Annotated in this window: 19 protein-coding genes; 16 read left to right on the forward strand and 3 right to left on the reverse strand. The window is 60.4% G+C overall.

Annotated elements, in window-relative coordinates; all coding sequences use genetic code 11:
• Window positions 1-300 precede the first annotated feature (300 nt).
• Both ACNQFN_RS04040 and ACNQFN_RS04045 read left to right on the forward strand, forming a co-directional pair.
• Window positions 301-1533, forward strand: a complete 1233-nt coding sequence (locus ACNQFN_RS04040; protein WP_418648035.1) for a serine hydrolase domain-containing protein — start codon at window positions 301-303, stop codon at window positions 1531-1533.
• Window positions 1534-1542: 9 nt separating this feature from the next.
• Window positions 1543-2586, forward strand: coding sequence for an acyltransferase family protein (locus ACNQFN_RS04045; protein WP_418648036.1), 1044 nt, complete (start codon window positions 1543-1545; stop codon window positions 2584-2586).
• 286 nt (window positions 2587-2872) lie between these two features.
• Here ACNQFN_RS04045 and ACNQFN_RS04050 read toward each other — a convergent pair whose 3' ends face one another.
• Window positions 2873-3685, reverse strand: coding sequence for a DUF4238 domain-containing protein (locus ACNQFN_RS04050; protein WP_418648037.1), 813 nt, complete (start codon window positions 3683-3685; stop codon window positions 2873-2875).
• 261 nt (window positions 3686-3946) lie between these two features.
• Here ACNQFN_RS04050 and ACNQFN_RS04055 point away from each other — a divergent pair, with 261 nt between their 5' ends.
• From ACNQFN_RS04055 to ACNQFN_RS04090, 8 genes are all read left to right on the forward strand, one after another.
• Window positions 3947-4567, forward strand: coding sequence for a tyrosine-type recombinase/integrase (locus ACNQFN_RS04055; protein ID WP_418648038.1), 621 nt, complete (start codon window positions 3947-3949; stop codon window positions 4565-4567).
• 365 nt (window positions 4568-4932) lie between these two features.
• Window positions 4933-5487, forward strand: a complete 555-nt coding sequence (locus tag ACNQFN_RS04060) for a DUF4365 domain-containing protein (protein WP_418648039.1) — start codon at window positions 4933-4935, stop codon at window positions 5485-5487.
• Window positions 5484-6617 (forward strand): hypothetical protein, encoded by a 1134-nt coding sequence (locus ACNQFN_RS04065; RefSeq protein WP_418648040.1) that lies wholly within the window; start codon window positions 5484-5486, stop codon window positions 6615-6617. The genes ACNQFN_RS04060 and ACNQFN_RS04065 overlap by 4 nt, the downstream gene beginning before the upstream one ends.
• Window positions 6618-7265: 648 nt before the next feature.
• Window positions 7266-8267, forward strand: coding sequence for an ABC-three component system protein (locus tag ACNQFN_RS04070; RefSeq protein ID WP_418648041.1), 1002 nt, complete (start codon window positions 7266-7268; stop codon window positions 8265-8267).
• On the forward strand, window positions 8255-8770 hold the full coding sequence (locus tag ACNQFN_RS04075; protein ID WP_418648042.1) for an ABC-three component system middle component 2: 516 nt from the start codon (window positions 8255-8257) through the stop codon (window positions 8768-8770). The genes ACNQFN_RS04070 and ACNQFN_RS04075 overlap by 13 nt, the downstream gene beginning before the upstream one ends.
• Window positions 8767-10632, forward strand: a complete 1866-nt coding sequence (locus ACNQFN_RS04080; protein ID WP_418648043.1) for a hypothetical protein — start codon at window positions 8767-8769, stop codon at window positions 10630-10632. The genes ACNQFN_RS04075 and ACNQFN_RS04080 overlap by 4 nt, the downstream gene beginning before the upstream one ends.
• A 211-nt stretch (window positions 10633-10843) precedes the next feature.
• A complete protein-coding gene (locus ACNQFN_RS04085) occupies window positions 10844-12385 on the forward strand; it encodes a hypothetical protein (protein ID WP_418648044.1) in 1542 nt (513 codons plus the stop codon).
• A 102-nt stretch (window positions 12386-12487) separates the two neighbouring features.
• Complete coding sequence (locus tag ACNQFN_RS04090; protein ID WP_418648045.1) at window positions 12488-15280, forward strand: ATP-binding protein; 2793 nt, start codon at window positions 12488-12490, stop codon at window positions 15278-15280.
• 17 nt (window positions 15281-15297) lie between these two features.
• On the opposite strand, the gene ACNQFN_RS04095 is transcribed toward ACNQFN_RS04090, so the two are convergent.
• Entirely contained in the window at window positions 15298-15753 is a 456-nt protein-coding gene (locus ACNQFN_RS04095) for a hypothetical protein (protein ID WP_418648046.1), read from the reverse strand.
• A gap of 288 nt (window positions 15754-16041) precedes the next feature.
• Here ACNQFN_RS04095 and ACNQFN_RS04100 point away from each other — a divergent pair, with 288 nt between their 5' ends.
• From ACNQFN_RS04100 to ACNQFN_RS04125, 6 genes are all read left to right on the forward strand, one after another.
• Window positions 16042-16227 (forward strand): hypothetical protein, encoded by a 186-nt coding sequence (locus tag ACNQFN_RS04100; RefSeq protein ID WP_418648047.1) that lies wholly within the window; start codon window positions 16042-16044, stop codon window positions 16225-16227.
• 4 nt (window positions 16228-16231) lie between these two features.
• A complete protein-coding gene (locus ACNQFN_RS04105) occupies window positions 16232-17140 on the forward strand; it encodes a DUF4351 domain-containing protein (RefSeq protein WP_418648048.1) in 909 nt (302 codons plus the stop codon).
• Window positions 17141-17291: 151 nt separating this feature from the next.
• Complete coding sequence (locus ACNQFN_RS04110) at window positions 17292-18212, forward strand: DUF4351 domain-containing protein (protein ID WP_418648049.1); 921 nt, start codon at window positions 17292-17294, stop codon at window positions 18210-18212.
• Between the two features lie 156 nt (window positions 18213-18368).
• Window positions 18369-19514 (forward strand): cytochrome P450, encoded by a 1146-nt coding sequence (locus ACNQFN_RS04115; protein WP_418648050.1) that lies wholly within the window; start codon window positions 18369-18371, stop codon window positions 19512-19514.
• Between the two features lie 83 nt (window positions 19515-19597).
• The gene (locus ACNQFN_RS04120) at window positions 19598-19894 is read left to right on the forward strand and encodes a DUF1778 domain-containing protein (RefSeq protein ID WP_418648051.1); all 297 of its coding nucleotides are present in this window, start codon (window positions 19598-19600) and stop codon (window positions 19892-19894) included.
• Window positions 19895-20428 carry a GNAT family N-acetyltransferase gene (locus ACNQFN_RS04125; protein WP_418648052.1) on the forward strand — a complete coding sequence of 178 codons (534 nt, stop codon included), beginning with the start codon at window positions 19895-19897 and terminating at the stop codon, window positions 20426-20428. It abuts the gene before it with no gap.
• Between the two features lie 53 nt (window positions 20429-20481).
• Here ACNQFN_RS04125 and ACNQFN_RS04130 read toward each other — a convergent pair whose 3' ends face one another.
• The gene (locus tag ACNQFN_RS04130; protein ID WP_418648053.1) at window positions 20482-20883 is read right to left on the reverse strand and encodes an RNA-binding S4 domain-containing protein; all 402 of its coding nucleotides are present in this window, start codon (window positions 20881-20883) and stop codon (window positions 20482-20484) included.
• Between the last annotated feature and the right edge of the window lie 60 nt (window positions 20884-20943).

A 20943-nucleotide genomic window follows, 5' to 3' on the forward strand; every position in this document is an offset into this window, starting at 1 on the left:
GAGTGCGGTTCGATTCCGCAGGTATCGGTGTCAGTGGACGTTGCTGTGTCATTCAAATTCAGCTTTCCGGTTTATCTGGGTTTTTACATGCAGCAAAGGAGGTCGAAATGAATACATACACGTCTCGCAGTTCTGATGAAGCAAAGGAAATCAGCAAGACCGTTCGTCGTCGGTTTGTAGCATCACTGGTTGCAGCGGCGTCCTTTGCACTGGTACTCGGCCAAGGTGGCCCCTCTGCCAAAGCTGGTTCGTAGCAAACTATCCGGGCAGCACTCTGGCAAACCTCTCTTTGCCACCGCGATGCGCAAAAACCTTAGGCTTTTCCTGGCGGCCCTCGTCGGCTGCGTCGTCATAGCGCTGTTCGCTCACTTCTGGATCACCGACCGCCTCGGCGTGCAGCGCCTGCTGTACCCCGCCCAGGCGCTGCTGACCCAGCCGACCCTGCAGTGCTCACCACATGCGCCGGCCTGGATGCAAACGGCAATGCACACCGCCTTGTGGGACAACGCCTCGCCGGCCAGCCAGATCGCCTATTCCGCTCCCGACGGCAGCTTGCACCATTGCGAGCACGGCTGGCAGGACCAGCCTCTGCTGTCGCCTCGCGTCAACGAGCACAGCCGTTTCCGCTATGCGAGCATGACCAAGTTGCTGACGGCCGACGCCGTGCTGCGCCAGCAGCAGGCGGGGGCGTTGGCGCTGGACACGCCGATCCTGGCCTGGCTGTCGCCCATCCCCGCGCTGCGGGACGAACGCATCGCCCGCATCACGGTGGAAGACCTGTTGCGCCATAGTGCGGGTTTCGACCGCCTGCGTTCGCCGGACCCGATGGTCATCCACGCCACCCGGCCGTGGTGCCCCGGCGAGCTTGCGCAACTGGCCCGCGCCCGGCTGGATTTCGACCCCGGCACGCGCCATGCTTATTCCAACCTCAATTACTGCCTGCTCGGGGTCATCCTGGAACAGGCCACGCACACCGGCTTCCGCGATCTGCTGGAAAGGGAATACGGCCTGGCGGCCAGGGGCATCCGCTTCGTCGACGGCCCTTATCTTGCGGACGAGGTCCGCTACGATTTCCGCAACAGCGATTTCTACGGCCCGGACTATTCGCGTCATTTCGACTTTGCCGCGCTGTCGTCCTCGGCCGGGCTGTCCGGCAGCGCCAGCGCGCTGGCCGCACTGCTGGCGGAATTGCATCGGCAGGGCAAGGGCCTGCTGACCCGTTACGACGTCGCAGCGGATTGCAGGCAGGACGCATTGCGCGACTGCTACGGCCATGCGGTGTTTCCGTACAAGGCCGGCGATGGCGATCTGCGCGTCCATGTGCAGCCCGGCTTCCTGTATGCCGCTTCGTCGGTCGCCATTCTCGACGAGCGGGGCGGGGTGACGGTGTGGATCGGCAACGGCATGAAGCGCGGCGGCAGTTCCACCGACGACATGACGCTCGCGCTCTACCGCGCCCTGGACGCGCACTATGCGCGGCCCGGCGCTGGATCTGGCACCGCTGCCGTACTCGCGCCCGTCGGCGCCGATTGACGCACCGCCATGCCCTATACCGCTTCGCTCGACGGCATCCGGGCCATCGCCGCGCTCGTCATCGTTGCCTACCATGCGCGGATTCCGGGCTTGCCGGGTGGCTTCTTCGGCGTGGATGTGTTTTTCGTGCTGTCGGGCTATCTGGTCACCCGCCTGCTTGCCGAGGAGCATGCGCAAAGCGGCACCATCCGCTACCGCGCCTTCATGCGGCGCCGCATCCGCCGCCTGAGCCCCGCGCTGCTGACGATGCTGGCGGCCTATCTGCTGGCTGCGCCGTGGCTGTTCGCGGAAGTGCCGTTCGCGCGCCATGTGCGCGACGCGTGGTGGTCCGCGCTGTATCTGCTCAACTACGCCAGCGCCTTCGGCGAGCCGGTTGCCATTCTGGGCAATGTCTGGAGCCTGGCGGTGGAGATGCAGTTCTATCTGCTGTGGCCGCTGGTGCTGCTGATCGTACTGAAAATGCCGCGCCCCGCCGCATTGGCCACGCTGGCGGCGCTGTACCTGCTGGCCACCGCCTGGCGCGCGGCCAGCCCGGAACACCTTGGCGATGTCTGGGCGTTCTACATCCGCACCGACACCCATTGCAGCGGCCTGCTGCTGGGCAGTTTCATCGGCCTGCTGAACCCGCCCGCACCCGAGCGCCGCACTGCGGCCTGCATGGCGATGGCAGGCATCGTGATACTGGCTTTCGCCCTGACCTTCTACAGCACGAAGTGGATCGTGACCGTGCAATACGGCTTCACCGTGGCCGAAGCCGCCGCCGCGCTGCTGGTCGTCGCCCGCCCGTCCTGGCTGGGCGGCGCCGTTCTTGCGTGGCTGGGCAGGATGTCATATGGCCTGTATCTGTGGCATTACCCGATCATGCGCGCGCTGCGCGAGCAGGGCTGGGAAAACCACGACTGGCCCGCCATCCTCGCCGTCGGCGGCACGCTGGGGTTGATGTGCGCGGTGGCGAGCCATCATTGGGTGGAGGGGCGGTTTTATCGGCGTGGGGGAGGGTGGCGGTCGTGTCAGCGCAGACCTGGCAGCAGATATCGGGAAGGAGCAGCTTGAGGAAACGGTCTGACAAGGACAGGAGTTCGGCCACTGCTGCTGTTGGGTATGTGACGAAGCTCAGGCGGCAATGCGGCGGTCAACGGCCGTTCAGCCGCCGAGGCAGGTCAATGACCGCTGGTCACTTCGTGCTACTGCCGGACCCGACCCAAAGCGGAAGTTTGACTCATCACTAACTTTCAGCGGGAGTGGACAGGGTGCGAATTTCCTCCCATGGAAACTTTCTCTCCGGATCCACCTTCTTTGCTGAGCTCAAAAAACTTAGAGTCGAAAAGCAACGTCAGGTTTATGAGTCAAGTGAATACGATCTTAGCCACTTCTCAACTAAGCCCTGATGCCTCAAATCAGTCGTGTAAACATATTGATCTGCATGTTGGACCAGCCTAGTATTCGTTACTTTCGTCATCCAATCATGATTCATGTGAGCAAATTTTTCGATGTATTTACCACTCGAACATACGAAGAATTGGCGAGGAGATATAGGCAGAACTAGCGCAAATGCATCTTTAAAGAAGTCGCCAAAATAGGCAAACGGTAGATCGCAGATCAATGCGTCCTTCCATCCAGATGGCACTTTAAATACCGTCCATTCGGCGGAGCGAATTTTTCTGTTGTACTTTTGTGAACCTATCGCCGCTACAAAGAGCTTTAGCCCTTCGTCCAGAGCATCGACATGAGAAGCCGCCGCCTCCCCGTTTTTAGCGCGAACCCTTTCTCGCCCCAGATGCCGAAAATGATTGATCATAAAGGGCAGGCGGAACATGCCGGCGAGCAGTAGTCGTGACCAAATGAAACGCTGATCATCCGATAGATTTACTACGCCGTGAGATAGGATGTGTTGATGTACCGGTGCGGCAATGTCATCTACGTGTGGGCCCAGAATATCCTTTTCGATGAAGACGTCAGGTTGAGATGCCCCCCGTCGAATGGAGTACAGATGCTTCACCTTCGCGACTGCTTTGGGGGAATGCCGATCAAACCTCACCGCGCCACTAGGTAGCCGCCTAAAAACGCCAAGTTTCCCGTCTTTATCTGCCCATTCCGCAAGAAGAAAACGCGGAACAAAGTGATGGTTTCTGTGGCTGTTGTTATTACTCATAAGTGGTTTAAATCGATTGATTTTCCTGACTCAAATAATATCCCGCATATTCTTGGCAAGGATCTTTAATTAAAATATGGCAAAACTTCACCTTACTTCAGATAGCTTCTTCCCGAACCTCGAATGACCGATCCTGGCCGATTGTGCGTCGCGAGCGAACGGCTGCTACTGGCCGATAGTACGCTGTGGGCATCTTCCCCGATAGCCGCCGCACGCCACGGGCACAAGAATCAGACTCCGATCAACAGCAAGGAGTCTGTCATGGAAACCCGAGAACATCCGTATCGGGAAGCCTGGAACAAGGGGAAGCTGGTGGGCCAGAAGGCACCGCTCAAACCCAAGGACATCTGGGCCATCCGTATTCATCTGCAGAACGCGCACGAAGTGCGCGACCTCGCCATGTTCAACCTCGCGATCGACAGCAAGCTCCGAGGATGTGACCTCGTCAGTCTGCGGGTGCGCGATGTGACGCATGGAAGCCAGGTGCTCTCACGCGCCATGGTCGTGCAGCGGAAAACGCAGCGGCCTGTGCAGTTCGAACTGACAGAGCCGACGCGCACGGCTGTGGCTGCCTGGATCGCGAAGGCCGCCTTGAGGTCGGAAGATTTCCTCTTTCCGAGCCGCCTGCACGACTCTCCGCATGTCTCTACCCGGCAGTACGCTAGGATCGTCGAGCACTGGGTGGTGGCCGCTGGCTTGGATCCTTCCGCCTACGGTACGCACTCGATGCGGAGGACGAAGGCGACATTGATCTACAAGCGCACGAAGAACCTGCGAGCCGTTCAGCTCCTGCTCGGCCACTCCAAGCTTGAGTCGACAGTGCGGTACTTGGGCATCGAGGTCGATGATGCCTTGGAGATCTCTGAGCAGATCGAGATCTGAGCCCGGCGTGGCTGCCCGCCAAGCGCCTTTTGCCGGCGGGCGGCTGCTTACGGCGATGATGCTGCGGGGGTACTATCGGCCAGAAGCTGCCGGTCACCCATACGGCCTGGCTGATGTTCAAGCGGCAGCTCCACTCTGAAGCCGGCCGGACAGCCTGCGCGAACTCGTCGGCCTGAGTTGACTCCGGGCCGCCGACCGACCCGAACTGGGCGGCCATGCGCCGATCACTCTCACCAGCCGCTTAGTTGCTGACGGGGGTACTGTCCGCTTGTCTCGGCCGCGTAACCCCTCTTCTTGGACTCCCACTTCCTGCCCGCAACTTTCATAATTGTTGATGTATCATCGGCGGGTTACCAATCTAATACATGGTTGTGGCACCTTTAACCCCGGAAAACATCGAGTCGGAACTCAGCTATGCCTATCTGCATGCAGTAGCATCGAAGGCTGGCGTCTGTTGCGAGGTTGCTGGTAGGCACGAGGACAACGCCGGTGTCGACGCTCGTCTCGTAGGATGGGGGCCATTCCCTAATGGTGGGTGGCGGCAGGAGGTCGATCTCAAGATTCAGTTGAAGGCGACGGTTAAGCAGCCAGCGACTGTCCAGGATTCGCTTTCCTATAGCCTGTCGGGGATTCCCCGTTATGACGATCTACGCTCTCAGGCGGTAGCCACTCCACGGATATTGGTTGTGCTTTTTCTGCCAGACAGAGCTGAAAACTGGATCACGCATACCGATGACGCTTTATCGCTTCATCGATGTGCTTACTGGGTCAGTTTACGAGGGGCAAAGTCTTCCACGAATAAGACGGCCCAAACCATCTATCTGCCCAAAGCGCAGCGATTTGATGCAGATGGTCTGACGTCTTTAATGGCTGCATTGTCAAGGAATGAAATTCCGACATACCAAGAGATAGAAGCGTGAACGCTGACCAGACAATTACCCCAATTGACCTAAGGGATTTCCTGAAGTCTCAGGGCTGGTCTGTTTTCGAGCAGGCCTTGGCCGATCGTCTCTTTGTCTTCAGTAGTCCAGCCTTCCCGCGTCGTCAGCTTGTTTTTCCAATGGATTTGACGGCACCCGACTACGCTGAAACTGTAGATCTAGTTGTAGGAAAAATCGGCGAATTAATGGGAGTTTCCCGTACTTCGTTGATAGCTAGGCTATTTTCCATTCGCGATGATGTCCTGCGCCTCAGGGTATTTAACGGCGCGAATGACTACGATCTTCCACTCAGCTTTGCCAGCAGCCTCATTACCAATGCAGAGAAGCTGCTGAAGGCGGCTGCTTGTACCGTTCTGCGTCCTCGTCCCCATCACCCCCGCCTCTCCCTTAGCGAAGCTAATCAGTTAATCGAAAAATCGCGCTTCGGGCAGACAGAGCGGGGAAGCTATGTGGTGAGGGTGTCGTGCCCACTGAATGCGCTGGAAGTGCAAGGTAGCCTAGAACTGGACGACTCCGATGCTCCGTTTGTTCGGCAAGTCACCCTATCGCTTAACCAAGCCCTACAGCAATTGACGTCTGCTATAGAAGCGGACTCTATTGATAGTCTTGTTAACAGCATTCGTACCTCTGCATCACCACTCGTTTCTTCTAACTTATGCGAGGCGCTATCTGGCATGCACGATGACCAGATGAACAATTCGCTCGACCTCACTTTTGACTGGTCCGTGCTCCGGCACCTTCCCCCGCAGACTCGCACCCAGCCTATCCGTATCCAGCGCGATTATTTCGCTAGGGTTGAGGAAATCCGCCGGGAACTTCGCTCTGTAGAACGTGAGCAACAGGATACGTTTATTGGCACGGTAGAGCGCCTTGATGGAGAAATGGGGGATGACGGTCGCCGTTCCGGCGTCGTTGTTCTGGCTGTACTTTTGGCTGAAGAAGGTGAATCTGTTCGTGCTCGCACCGTATTGACGCCGGAACAGTACGCCATCGCTGACCAAGCACACATGACTAACGGCGCCTACGTACGCGTGACAGGCAAGCTGCGTCCCGGTCGTCAGCCTCGCCAGTTAGCCGACATTACAGACTTCAGTATCGTACGTAATTAAGTCACGACCTCCGTCCATTTCCGATCCTTGATAGGCAGGGGTGTGTGGAATTTGCGTAAAGCATCCATTACACATCTCATCGTGGAAAATCCGCCCAGGGCGACGAACACCCGGCTACCAAGTCACCGGATGACTGCTGCAATCAACTACCTGCCAGTAGACGGTCGAGGTGACGAATGACCGCAACGGGTCGGTACTTCCAGTTGGCAGGATGGAGAAGCCGCCGTTCGCCCTCGCCTGACGCTCGAACGGCAGGTGACCAGCACATTGCTGCCTGACTGCGCCATAAAGGCACCGGCAGCTGAGGCCGAGGACCGGAAGTCGGCCGTTGCCGCCGGCCAGCCCGCGCCAAATGAGCGGCGGCAACGCAGCCTACACCTGCCGCACCGCGATCCATACGAGTTGAACGGCAGGCCACGATCCTTCGAACTCACCGTATCGACCCGAAGCGGAAGTGGCGGGAGGTGGATCTGACCACTGAAAGCAGACATTCGAGGCTTTGGCGTGCGGACTGCGTCTTCCAGCGCCGTTGCCATCCTTCGTTACAGGCCGAAGGTCCGCCCGTACCGACGTCACAGTAACCCAGTATCATTGCGCAGCCAGCACACCGACACGAAACCATAGATCGGTACATGGGAGGACCAACCTTTGCGCATCAACCACGCCGCGCGGATCTGCGCGCTTTCGCCGTCAGAGCTTGAGGATTTCGTCGACGACTGGGTCGCTCAGCGCTGCAAGGACTACCATGCCCACGAGCTATGGCGTGGCACGGGCGACATGGGACGCGATGTGACGGGCTACGTGACCGACCGCCGCCTGGAAGGTCCATGGGACAACTTCCAGTGCAAGCAACTCAGCTCAAAGCTGTCCGAACACTCGACCTTCGTCGAACTCGGCAAGATCTTCAAGAATTCGGCCGACGGCGCGTTTTCATTGCCGCGCGCGTACACCTTCGTCGCGCCGTACGGTCTTGTTCGGAACGCGCGGGACTACATCGCACATCCCGAGAAGTTCAGGCAGGCCTTCCTGGACCGGTGGGATACTTACATTGCCAAGGACCTCGTGGAGAACCAGGTCGTCAATCTGACCCCGGAGATCGAGGCCAAGATCCGAGCGTTCGATTTCAAGAGGGTCGACTGGCTCGACGCGGCGCGCCTCGCCAAGGATCCCGCGTGCAAACCGGCGCTCGTGGCATGGTTTGACGCTGATCCAGGCCCGTGGCCCAGGGGCGCTGTGCCCGATGAGATTCAGGCCAGCGAGTCGGCATACATCAGCCAGCTCCTCAAGGTCTACGACGAGAAGGGCCCGGGGACCTACCCCGATGCTGCCGCGGCGCTCGCCTGTCCAGAGATCGGCCCGCATCTGCGTATCCAGCGCACTCGCTTTTTCGATTCCGTGGCCTTTGATCGGTTCTACCGGGATTCCACGCCCGATGGGACCCTGAAGAATTTCAGGGATGAGATCTACCACGGGGTTGTCGATGTGCATCACGGCGCGCACGCCAGCCGCTTCACTAGGCTCGGGCAAGTGATGCAGCAGGCGGCTGTCCTACATCCTTCCGGGGTGCTCGGCAAGCACGCGGGCCCGCAGGTCAAACAAGGCACTTGCCACCTATTGGCGAATGAGGGGCTGCTGCCGTGGGACCGGTAGAGCTCAATTCATCGGGCGCGCACCCCTTCAACAGCACGCTCGAGACGGGAATCAGGGCGCTGGTGGTGCTGGAGGCCTTCTACCCGCGGCGGTGCGATCTTCTGGAGATGACCTGGCTCGATCACCTAGTCGTGCACACCGGCGATCTCGACGGCCAGGACGTGCCGGAAAGTCTGCATCCGGACCTCCCCAATCGTGCGGGCGAGTTGCTCGTGCGCCGCCAACTGGTCGAGAGGAGCCTGCTCCTGATGCAGCAGGTGCATCTCGTCGAGGTGTTCGAAACGGAGGACGGCATCGCGTTCAGCGCTACCGAGGACGCGCCCAGCTACCTGGACCTGCTGCAGGCGCCGTATTCCCTTGCCCTCAAGGAGCGCGCCAAGTGGATGGCGGACCGCTTCGCGGGCATGCAGACCGCGGAGATGCGAGCGCTGATCGCGGGCCGGATCGGACGCTGGACCGCTGATTTCCGTGTCGAAGAAATGCCTGCGAGGCTTCCGAAATGACCGGTATTCGCCTGCGCCACCTGGTTTTCACTGGCCCGAAAGTTGAGACCGCCGAACTGGAATTCGACGATGGCCTGAACATAGTTTTCGGCGCCTCAAACACCGGGAAGTCCTTTGCGTCGAAGACCATTCTCTTCATGCTGGGCGCGTCCGCGAGCTTGCCTGAGACCGAGGAGATCGCGGCTTACGACGGTGCCTGGCTCGGCATCACCCTGGCTGACCAAGGCGACTTCACGCTCTATAGGGCGACACGTGGTGGCCACCTCAAGCTCTATGCAGGACTGCACAAGGGCGCGCCCCTGGGCAATGGGGAAGTGCTGCGTGAGAAGCACGACCACAAGCGCACGGATACCGTCTCGCATCGACTGCTTGATGCGATCGGCCTGGCCAACAAGTGGGTTGTGCGTGACGGCAACGGTAAGAAGGATTCGCTGTCCATCCGTCTGCTGTCGAAGTACGCCGTGGTGGCCGAGGACGACATCATGTCCGAGACCAGTCCTGTCTATCTGTCGGGAACTCCGTCAGAGCGCACCTTCGAGCAGAACCTCTTCAAGCTCCTCCTCACTGGCAAAGATGATGCGGCCGCCGTGACGGTCCCGAAGGAGACGGAGCGCAAGGCCGCCAAGGCCGCGAAGCTCGAACTGGTCGACGAACTGCTTGCTCAGATTGATGCTGAGCTCGGTGAGCAGCCTCCGGACGAGAAAGAGACCCACGAACAGCTTGAGCGACTCGATCAAAGTGCCGACGGCTTGCTCGCACGGTTGCAGACTGCGCAAGGCGAGCTGGACAGCCTCGTGCTTGAGCGCCGTGCCACGTTCGAGCGTTACCGCGAACTGCAAGAACGCATCGGCGAGCTGGAGCTGACACTTGAACGCTTCGCCAAGCTGCAGGCGGTCTACACCTCTGACCTGCAGCGTCTGCAATCCATCGAGGAAGGCGGTTACGTGCTGATGGCCATGGCTGGGCGGGACTGCCCGGTCTGCGGCGCTCGTCCCGATGCCCAGAAACACAACCACGCAGCGGACGAGATATCGCTCGCGCACACCGCCGCTGCCGCTGAAGCCCGCAAGATCGAACGTGAGCAGCGAGAACTGGCGCACGTGATCGCCTCGCTTGAGGCCGAAGCCACCGGACTGCGCAAAACCGTCGCCAAGCTCACGACCGATACTGAAAATCTTGACAGGTCCATCCAGGGACTGCGTCCCCAGGAAGCGTCGCTTCGGGAGAGCTACAAGACGTACAACTCGAAGCGCATCACGATCCTCAAGGTACTCGAACTCTATCAGCGGCGCGCAAAGCTGGCCGAGCGACGGGCGGAGATCGGCGCCATGCCCACTAGGCGCGAGGGCGAAAAGCCAGCCGTCGGCCCAGACTCAACTACGTTGTTCGACTTCGGCGAGACGGTGAAGACGGTGTTGAAGGCCTGGAAATTCCCCGACGCTGACAAGGTCCAGTTCGATGGGAAAGCCAACGACATAACCGTCGGCGGCAAATCCCGGGCGGCCAATGGCAAGGGGGTCCGGGCGGTGCTCCACGCGGCATTCAACGTCGCGGTGATCGTCCACTGCATCGAAAACAACCTGCCGCATCCTGGCTTCCTGGTTCTCGACACCCCGCTGCTCACCTACCGCGAGCCGCTTAAGTCCAAGTACGGCGACTTGTCGCAGGACGAGGCTGACCTCAAAGCGACCTCACTCGCAGAACACTTCTACAAGTACCTTGCGAGCCTCGCGCAGCACGTGCAGGTCATTGTGATCGAGAACTCGGATCCGCCTTCAGCCATCGACGGGATGGCCCGCATCGAGACCTTCACTGGCAACCAGGGCAACGGGCGGCCTGGGTTGCTCGCAAGGCCCGCCTGACCCTTCATGCCGGGCGACGTCCGAGCATCGCACCCCATGCGGAGTGCGGCCCACGCCAACCCGCCCGAGATGCAGCTACACAGTCGTCCTTCAGCTGTCCGATCACGGGCGCGATTCAGATTCTGCGCGGCCAGATTGTCATCGTTGATGAGCGGGGTAGATTTGAGATCATTGGCGACGCAGTGAGAATGAGCGGGCCAAGGGGATAGGGATGAGCGCGAAACGGGTGATCAAAGGAGACGAGGCGAAGGCGCTGATCAAGAGCCAGCTTGCGGCACATGGGGGTGGCGTGCTCGCCATGCTGGCCCGGTATCGACGCGATAATGCTGTGGCGGCTTGGCACGAGACGATCCGGGGTGTAGAGGAATTCATCAACCTGCCTCAGTTTGGCATATCCGATAAGCGACTGCGGGACTGGCTCTACACCATCCGCCTGGATGGCGGGTTTCTGGCCAATCCCGGTCCGACATGGTTGGCGGTGCGAAATGCGCTCACCCACCATTTCGAACCTGCGGTGATCGGGCGATTTACTAGGATCATGCTCTACGCGAGCGCGATCGGGAACGCATTCGCACAGCATGACCAAGGTGGTCATAGGCCAGCGATCACGCTCGATACGATCAGAGGTGCGGTCGATTACTTTCAATCGCGCCGGCGCCACATCGTCTCACTTCTCTACACCATGCCTTACGCGTGCGCGGGCGCCGAGGTCCTCAAGCCATATGACGCGCTGACCGTGCTCTTGCCGCAGATCGAGCACAGTTGCACCGCCATCACCGGTTTCCATCACAAGCTGGCGCTGCTCGATGCGCTACCAGACTTCACACTTGAGGTCGATGACATCGGGGCGATGGCGAGCCACGGCTTTGATACACTGGACGATTACTTTCTCGAGCCGGAGCGCGCATCCATTCATGTGATGGAAGAGCTGCGCGGCGGTCAAATCGTCAGGCCGGTGATGGAGCCTCTCGATCCCAGAAAGATCTTTTCGACGGCAGAGCTGCGCAACTCTATCAAACTTATTGGTGCGACCTATGAGGCGTTCGGGCTGAAGGACTCTGATTTCTCGGCGATGGGCATGCTGGTGATCGCTTTTGCCCGCCATGCACGGGATGAGTATTTCGTCGAGATCGACAAGACGAAGTTTCTCGCGATACTCCGCGCTCAAAATGAACTCGATCCAGAAGAGCTGGAACGGCTTCTTGTGAACGAGCCATCAGACTACGCAACCAATACGAATGCCTATCAACCTTTTCTGGATCTCGGCGACCGAGTGGTGTCGAATATCAACCTGCTGTCGCGGTTGCTGTATTCTTTCAAGAATGTCCACTTAGGGAGCCGCCGCCGCTTCCAGATTCACGCTGGTTTCATATTCGAGGACATGGTGAAGCGAGATCTGAGCCGGATGGGGTTCCAAGTGAGGGATATCAAGCGCATCAACCGAAAGGAATTTGACGTCGTCGCGACCGACCAGGGCGTCATTTTCAACATTCAGTGCAAGAACAATTGGATCGACTTCTCAAAGATTGAAACGGAGCGCGATCTGTTCGTTCGATACAATCGACGGCTTGTCAGTTACTATGCAAGAGCATTGAAAAAGGAGCTCGGGCGCGAGCAATTGCTCAAAGATAAGTTGGGCCTGGAGCGGGTCGTCCACTATGTCGTCAGCCGGTTTCCCGTTATCGGCGCGGACCCGGCAGTTATCAATTACAACCAGATTGAGCGGCTTCGGTCTGCGAGGGTAACCGCGTGACGAAAATGCCTTCCTATATGATTCGGTTGGGGCGTAGGTCTGACTTCAAGGTTATCGCCGCCATCGCGATCATCGAGGAATCGCCCACCGATAAGGATGCCGATGAAAGTTGAGTCTGTGGCTAGCACAAAGCAAATCGAAAGATACAATCTGGATAGCCGTCAACTCGCCCGGATCGAATCTGTTCATCGTGGCTTCCTCTACCAACATCTCTATGCCGTGGCGTGCCTGTTTCGGGCCGCCAGCGCCGGCGTTACCCACATCGTCGTCGAGAATGACGAAGACGTGGAACTGGTGCTCCCGGACAAACGCATCTACGCGCAGATCAAGACCCGCCGCTCGCATCTGATTTTCAGTGACATCAGCGGCGCTCTTTCGCGGTTCGATGCGATCAGGACCGAGCATAAGGACGGCCGCAGGAGCGGCACAGCTGAATTCGCGATCGTTTCGAACAGTCCGCCCGGTCCGGAATTATCTGAAAGGCTCAGGAGCGAAGCCTGGCCGTCTGACGTCCCATTGTTCTGGCCCGGCAAAATGCCCGCGGCAGAGCAGTCGCTTCCCGCACCATGGGATGATGTCTCCGGCGGCTTCGCCGCCTGCCGCGCCGCAGCCAATACGTTGCCTTTTTCGATCCTGGCGCCGGAAACGCTGGTCTGGAAGCTAGCGGGCCGAATCATGGCAGCCGCTGCGGGCATCGAGCCGAACGCTAATCACACCTTCGTCGTGCATGACCTCCCAGCGCTCTTCGAGCAGTTGGTGATACAACTACAGGACTTTCCGGCACCGCCCCTTAGATACCGGCCTCAGGATAAGGAACCGCCACTCGTCACGACGCATCGAGTGCGACTGGTCACCGGCTTCTCGGGAGCCGGCAAATCCTCTTGGGTCTCCCAGACGGCCCTGCATACGAGCGATAGGCTGGCCTATTACGACGTGGCGGACATCTCCGGACCGGCCCTAGCCAGCGCTGTCGCCCGCGAACTCGCGGCACGCTTATTCGGGAAGACCGGCGGCAAGCTCGGCGAGATCCTGTTGCCCGGCGCCACCGGGACGGAAATCCTCTTCGCAATCGGGCGCCACCTTGCGGAAAGCAACCTCACGGCGACCCTGGTGCTGGATAACGCGCACCGCGTACCGGCAGCCGACCTGGTCGCGCTGATCGAGGTGTCACCACATCTGCATTTCGTTTTGCTGGCACAGCCGAACACCGCAGTCGCTCGCATCGAGGCAACGCTCGGCGTTCAGGCGGAACCGCTTCTTGGCTGGACCAACGAAACCGCCGCCGCAGAAGGTTCGTCCCTTGGATGTCGAGGTGACTATTCGGCCTATGAGCGGCTGCTGAAGCTGACGGGCGGGTTGCCGCTCTATACGCAAAACGCGCTGAAGATCGCGGCCGATAATTACGACGGAGAGGTAGACCGGCTCTGCGCAGCTCTCGAGGAACGCACGCACATCGTCGAGACCGCTCAGGAACTGATCCTCGCTGACGTATTCGACGGCTACAATGATGACGAGCGCCGTGCCGTCGCCGGGCTCAGCCTCAGCGACGTCCCTCTCAATCAATCCGAAGCCAGCGACGTCCTGAAGGCAACCTTCGGGCTGGAAAAGCCTGCGGCAGCCGCCGCATTTCGACGATTGCGCTTGAGTGGCGCGATCCAGATCTTTGGGGACGACCGCTTCAAGGTCCACGATGCCATGAGGCCGCTGGGTCGCGGTCACCTCGATGTTTGCGGAGCTGAATTCGTCCGGAAGGCGCAAGAGGCGATCCGCGATCTCCTCATGGCCGCGCTTCCCAGGGATCACGATCGTCAGCGCGTCTTCCTGCTGCTGCGGATGTTCGTTGCGCTCGGCAACATCAAGCCCCTTGTCGAAATGGCGACTGACGAAATCTTCCATGAGTTGGGCTACATGGACGAAATTTCCGAGTATCTGCATCAGGTCGCTGCATCAGAAGAGGTCCCTGCGGAGGATCGGTTTTGGGCGTTGGACGGGCTGGTCTTTGCTCATTTCAAGGACGGCGATAACGCCGACATCCGCAACATGCTCGATCGGATGGACGAACTGGTGCGTCAGAACGATCTCGGGCTATCGGAACGCCTCGCCGTTGGCATGAAGCGCATGATCTTTGCCGCTCGTGCGAAAGACGTTGCCACCGTAAAGACGACGATGAACGAGCTCAGCCGCCTGCTGCCCCAAACGCCGCAGCACCTTCGCGTGGCAAAGTACAACTATGCGCATGCGCTCTTCGAACTTGGGATGATGGACGACTGCGTTACTGCGACGCTCGATCTGATCGTCGAGTACTACGACCTGCTTGGCCTCACGCTCGCCGACGTGATGGGGCAGAATCCGGACAAGATATTCCCTCTTCTGAAAGGCGATCACAGCCATACCGACGATCTCAAGCACCTCGCGGATTCTCTTGATCTGCAGGCGAAGGCGATCAAGGCCATGGGAAATCATCCCGGCCTTGCCCACGTCCATGCACTGAAATTCTACTCGATGGCGCACTCCTTAGACTCGTTCGTGAGAGTCGGTCAGGAGTTGGTCGACGACTTCGTCGAGCGGCACGACTACATCGGCGCGCGGGACGTCATCGAGCGAAATTTGATGCCCACCATTCTGGGCCTGAAGCTGGCAGGCCGCGTCATCCCCATCCGCAGCCAGTATGCCGTCGTTCTTGCCTACTGCGGGGCGTTCAAGGAAGCCGAGGCCGAGATGGCGCGCCTGCTGCCATATGAGAGTGGGCTCGGTCCACGCGGACGAAAGGAGCTCCAGGATCAGCGCGCGCTTATCGCCGAGTTGAAACTGAACCCTCCGCCGCCACAGTGGCAAATGCCAGCACGGCTCCGCGACTCTATGCGTCGAAATCAAGGCGAGCCGCAGCAGCCATAAGCTTCACCTCTGCAGCTCTAGGAGGCGATCCACCGGCGTAGAAAGTAATCGACTTCAGACCTGCTTTTGCAATGATACGTATTGCGGATCATCTCCCTTAGCGTCTCGCCGCCCGGTCCGATGCGATTCTCTCCCTGCGCAAGGTCGACGGCGTCCAATTCCGCCTGAGAGAACCCTTCCATCGGCATGGGATTCACAGTCCAAATCTCGTTGAGGTCCGCGATGGCACCGTTCGAGAACCCTATGCAGCTCAACAGCCTCGGGAGACGATTCTCCAGACCATACAGCCTAGCGGCGCCCAGCTTCGTGCTGACCCGGACATCCAGGATTGGTTTTCGCCGGTAGAAGGTGATGTCCGTCGGCTGCCCGGACATTGACAACATGCTAAGCGTGTGAGTGAGCATTCCCTCGCGAGAGCCGAAATGCTGTTCCAGGCGCCTCATCGCCTCTTGCGGGGTAATGTCTACGCTCACGGTGATAACCTCATCAATTGCGGGGCGACGACATTCTCGCGGCAACGCGGCTTAGATTCAATTTGCTTCGGAAAGCTGCGCACCAACAGTTCACGGGGCAAGCGTATTGAACGTCTGCTGTAGATCCCATTGCTACCGTTCGCTCGACCTCAGCCCAACGTCGGGTCTGGCCGAGTTGCTTCCGTAGGGTACCCGACAGATTACAGAACGGACCTACCGTTCCAATGACAGTTCTCTTGCATTGGCGTGCGGTTCAGTTGGCTGATAGTACGCGGGCTCTGGCCGCTGGTGCTGCGCGTGCTGAAAATGCCGCGCCCCGCCGCATTGGCCACGCTGACGGCGCTGTACCTGCTGGCCACCGCCTGGCGCGCGGGCAGCAATGTGGTGGAAAGTGCCGCGTGGCAGCCCGCAGAGGCGCATCGCCAGACTTCATTCTTTTTGCATATAATCCCGTTTGTCATGAAAACGGGGTGATGCGATGCCGCCATCGAGCCACGACCAGAACTTCAAGAACCTGATCCTCGACTACCCGCGCCAGGCGCTGGAGTTCTTCGCCCCGGCCGAAGCGCAGGGCATCGATGACAGCGTGCGCATCACCCCGATTCGCCAGGAACAGCTCAAGGAGCGGCTGGGTGACCGCTTCCACGAACTGGACGTGCCGCTGCTGGTGGAATGGCCCGACGGCCGGCGCGAGGCGCTGCTGTTCGTGCTGGAGGAGGAAAGCGATCCGGCGCGCTTTTCCATCCATCGCCTCGGCCATTACTGCCTCGATCTGGCCGAGCTGTGCAAGACCGACCGCGTGGTGCCGGTGGTGATCTTCCTGCGCAGCAGCGGGCGCATCCGCAAACGCCTGGAGCTGGGCAGCGAGCAGCATGCCTATCTGCGCTTCGATTACCTTGCCTGCACGCTCGCCGACATCTCGGCCGAGCCTCACATGGACAGCGGCAACCTGGTTGCGCGGCTCAATCTGCCCAATATGCACTGGCCGCGGGACAAGAAGATCGAAGTTTACGCCCAGGCCATCCGGGGTCTGTTGACGCTTGAACCGGAAATCGAAAAACGCCTCAAATACATGGACTTCGTCGACATCTACAGTGCCCTTGACGATAATGAACGTCGGCTTTATACCGAGCGCTACCCGCAGGAGAACCGGAACATGGCTGGATTGACAGAGCGATTGCTGACCCAGGGCCGGCAGCAGGGAATGGCACAAGGCATGCAGCAAGGCGAACTTGCCATGCTCACCCGCCAGCTCTCCCGCCGCTTCGGCCCGCTCGACGCCCGGACCGTGGAGCGTCTGCAGAATGCGTCCAGCGCCGAACTCGAACGCTGGGCCGACAACATCCTGGATGCACGTACGCTGGACGAAGTGTTTGCCGCCCATTGAACTTGGTGTGCGCTTGCTCAGAAATTCCGATCGATTCGCGCTTTCGGCGCTGGTAACAGAAATAGTGCCGCATGGCAGTCCGCAGAGGTGCATCGCCAGGTTCCAGTCTTTTTGCATATAATCCCGTTTGTCATGAAAACGGGGTGATGCGATGCCGCCATCGAGCCACGACCAGAACTTCAAGAACCTGATCCTCGACTACCCGCGCCAGGCGCTGGAGTTCTTCGCCCCGGCCGAAGCACAGGGCATCGATGACAGCGTGCGCATCACCCCGATTCGGCAGGAACAGCTCAAGGAGCGCCTGGGCGACCGCTTCCACGAACTGGACGTGCCGCTGCTGGTGGAATGGCCTGACGGCCGGCGCGAGGCGCTGCTGTTCGTACTGGAGGAAGAAAGCGATCCGGCGCGCTTTTCCATCCATCGGTTGGCGATCTACTGCGCCAGCCTGGCCGAAACGTGCAAAACCGATCGTGTGGTGCCGGTGGTGATATTTCTGCGTAGCGGCACGCGCATCCGCAAACGCCTGGAGCTGGGCGGCGAGCACACCTCCTATCTGCGCTTCCACTACATCGCCTGCGTACTTGCCGACACCCCGGCCGACGATTGGCTGGACAGCCCCAACCTGGTCGCCCGGCTCAACCTGCCCAACATGAACTGGCCGCGGGACAAGAAGATCGAAGTTTACGCCCAGGCCATCCGGGGTCTGTTGACGCTTGAACCGAGTATCGAAAAACGCCTCAAATACATGGACTTCGTCGACATCTACAGTGCCCTTGACGATAATGAACGCCGGCTTTATGCCGAATGCTACCCGCAGGAGAACCGGAACATGGCTGGATTGACAGAGCGATTGCTGACCCAAGGCCGGCAGCAGGGAATGGCACAGGGAATTCAGCAAGGCATGCAGCAAGGCGAACTTGCCATGCTCACCCGCCAGCTCTCCCGCCGCTTCGGCCCGCTTGACGCCCGGACCGTGGAGCGTCTACAGAATGCGTCCAGCGCCGAACTCGAACGCTGGGCCGACAACATCCTGGATGCACGCACGCTGGACGAAGTGTTTGCCGCCCATTGAACTTGGTGCGCGGGTGCTCGGGCAGGCCCGCTCCCGCCGGCCAGGCTGACGCTAGAATACCCCCTCGAGCCATCGGCGAGGCTGCTTGTTCCAATGATCCGGGTATCGGCCGCCGTCTGCCCGGGGCAAAAGGGGGGAATGAGAATGAGCGATCACATGCCTGACGACCTGTCTGCCGCCGGCAGGGACTTGAGGGCCTACACCGACACGTTGCGTCCCCGGCACGGGGTGGTGCGCAACATCCATGGCGAGTGGGTGCTGCTGAGGCACGGACTGGTGGTGGAGGCGGCGCTGGACGATGAGCGGTTTTCCAGCGCGGTGTCGAGCCATCTGCAGATCCCGAACGGTCTGGATGCGGCCGAGCACACGGCATACCGGCAGGCCCTCGACCGCTTCCTCACCCCGGAGGCGCTGGCTCCTTTCCATGAGGAATTCCGCCGGGTGGCGGCCGATCTGGTGGCGTCGCTGCCGCGGGGCGTTGCCGTCGACGCGGTGTCCGAGGTGGGCGTGCGCTTTGCCGTGCGGGCGCAAAGCGCGTGGCTGGGCTGGCCGGCCGATCTCGAGGATCGTCTCGTGACCTGGGTTGCCGAGAACCATGCCGCGACGCGCTCGGGCGACAAGTCGTGGACGCTGAAGGTGGCGGAGGCTTTCGACGAGCTGATCCGCTGCGTGCTGGAGCCGCGCCGCAGTGCCGGGCGCGAGGGTGGCGCCGATGCTGATGATGTCACTGCCCGGCTGATGCGTACCGAAGTAAATGGCCGGCCGCTGACCGATGCGGAGATCGTGTCGGTGCTGCGGAACTGGACGGGCGGAGACCTGGGTTCCATCGCGCAGTGTGTCGGCGTGCTGCTCCATTACCTGGCGACGCATCCTGAACTGCAGGATCGCCTGCGCTCGGGCGTTCCCGAGGCCGAGCTCGATGCCCTCATCGACGAGATTCTTCGGATCGACGATCCTTTCGTGTCCAATCGCCGCGTGACGACCTGTCCGGTGACGATCGGCGGCGTGGCGTTGCCGCAAGGCGCGCGCGTGAAGCTGAACTGGACTTCCGCAAACCGGGACGAGGCGGTTTTCGGCGACCCGGACGCCTTGGACCCGGCGCGCAACGCCAGCCGGAATCTGGTGTACGGCATCGGCAGGCACGTATGCCCCGGGCGCTTGCTGGCAACGCTGGAGCTGCGCATCGCCTTGCAGGAACTGCTGACCGCAAGCTCGTCGATCGTGCTCGATCCACGGCAGGCGGCCGAACGGGCGGTGTCTCCGGTCGGCGGCTGGCGCACGGTGCCGGTGGTGTTGGCGTAGGTTGACTTTTTTGCGCTTGACTCGTACGGACAGGTGGCGTACATAAGAAGGCCATTCATCCTCGAACAGCATCAAGGAACACCATGCAGCACACGCCAGAAACCACTGACAAGGCCCGTAATGCTCGGCTGGAGGCGCGCGTGTCCGGCGCACAGAAGGAATTGTTCCAGCGTGCGGCGGCACTGACCGGGCGAACCTTGAGCGAGCTGGTGATCGAGAGTACGCAGGAAGCCGCTACGCGCATCGTGCAGGAGCATGAGTTGATCCGCCTGACGCGCACCGAACAAGCGGCCTTTGTCGCGGCGATTCTGAATCCGGCACCGCCCGGCACGCGTTTGCGCAGCGCCGTGGAACGCTACCGCCAGCAAACGGGAGTGTGATTGTCCCTCTCTCTCACGCTTCAGGCCATTGTGCCCCTTGAGAGAGCGCACGAGCGCTCGGCTTTCGATTGCGGCAACGAGGCATTGAACCGCTATCTCAAGCTGCAAGCCCGGCAGGACATGCAGCGGCATGTCGCGGCTACTTTTGTCCTGCTCGATGACAACCGCGTGGTGCGCGGCTTTTATTCGCTGTCGGCCTCCCTGATTCCCATCGCGGAACTGCCGCCCGCATTGGCCAGGAAGTTGCCCCGTTATGACCATCTGCCCGTGACCCTGCTGGGGCGCCTGGCCGTGGATAGGTTCGTCCGCGGTCGGGGCGCCGGGCAATTCCTGCTGGTCGATGCGTTGCGGCGCAGTTTTGAAGGTGCGCAGCATGTGGGTGCAATGGCCGTGATCGTCGATGCCAAGGATCAGCAGGCGGAGAGCTTCTACAGGCATTTCGATTTTCTGCCCTTCCAGCAAACACCGTTGCGCTTGTTCCTGCCCATGGCGCAGGTCGCGCAATTGTTTTCCGTACCAAGGGCAAGCGCCTGATCCTGCTTCTTTTTTTGAACGTTGAACGTGCGCGGGCGTGAGCCGCCGGCGCTCTAGAGCCCGCTGAAACGGTCGATCCGGCGGCGGTCGCGCTTGGTCGGGCGGCCGTGCAGGTCGGCGCCCGGCGTGGCGGCGAGCTTGCGCAGGTCTCGCGCCTTCTCGCGTCGTTCGGCGCTTTCCGGGGTTTCTTCGTACAAGGTCTGCGCGATGGCGGCGGAGCCGCGCTTGTCGGCGATCGCCCGCACGACGACGGTACGTGTTTCCTCGCCGATCGTGACGTCGATGCGGTCGCCGGGCTTGACCTCGCGCGCGGGCTTGGCCGCGAGGCCGTTGAGCTTGACCTTGCCGCCATCCACCGCTTCCGTCGCCGCGGTGCGATGCTTGAAGAAACGGGCGGCCCACAGCCATTTGTCGAGGCGGGTGCGGGCGGTGTCGACGGCAGGACGATCAGGCATGGCGGTTGCGGAGATTTGAAAAAGGACGCGGGGCCACCGGCATTGTCGATGGCCCCGCGT

Origin of the sequence: Thauera butanivorans (assembly GCF_048398245.1) — a bacterium.
GTDB classification, from domain to species: Bacteria; Pseudomonadota; Gammaproteobacteria; order Burkholderiales; family Rhodocyclaceae; genus Thauera; species Thauera butanivorans.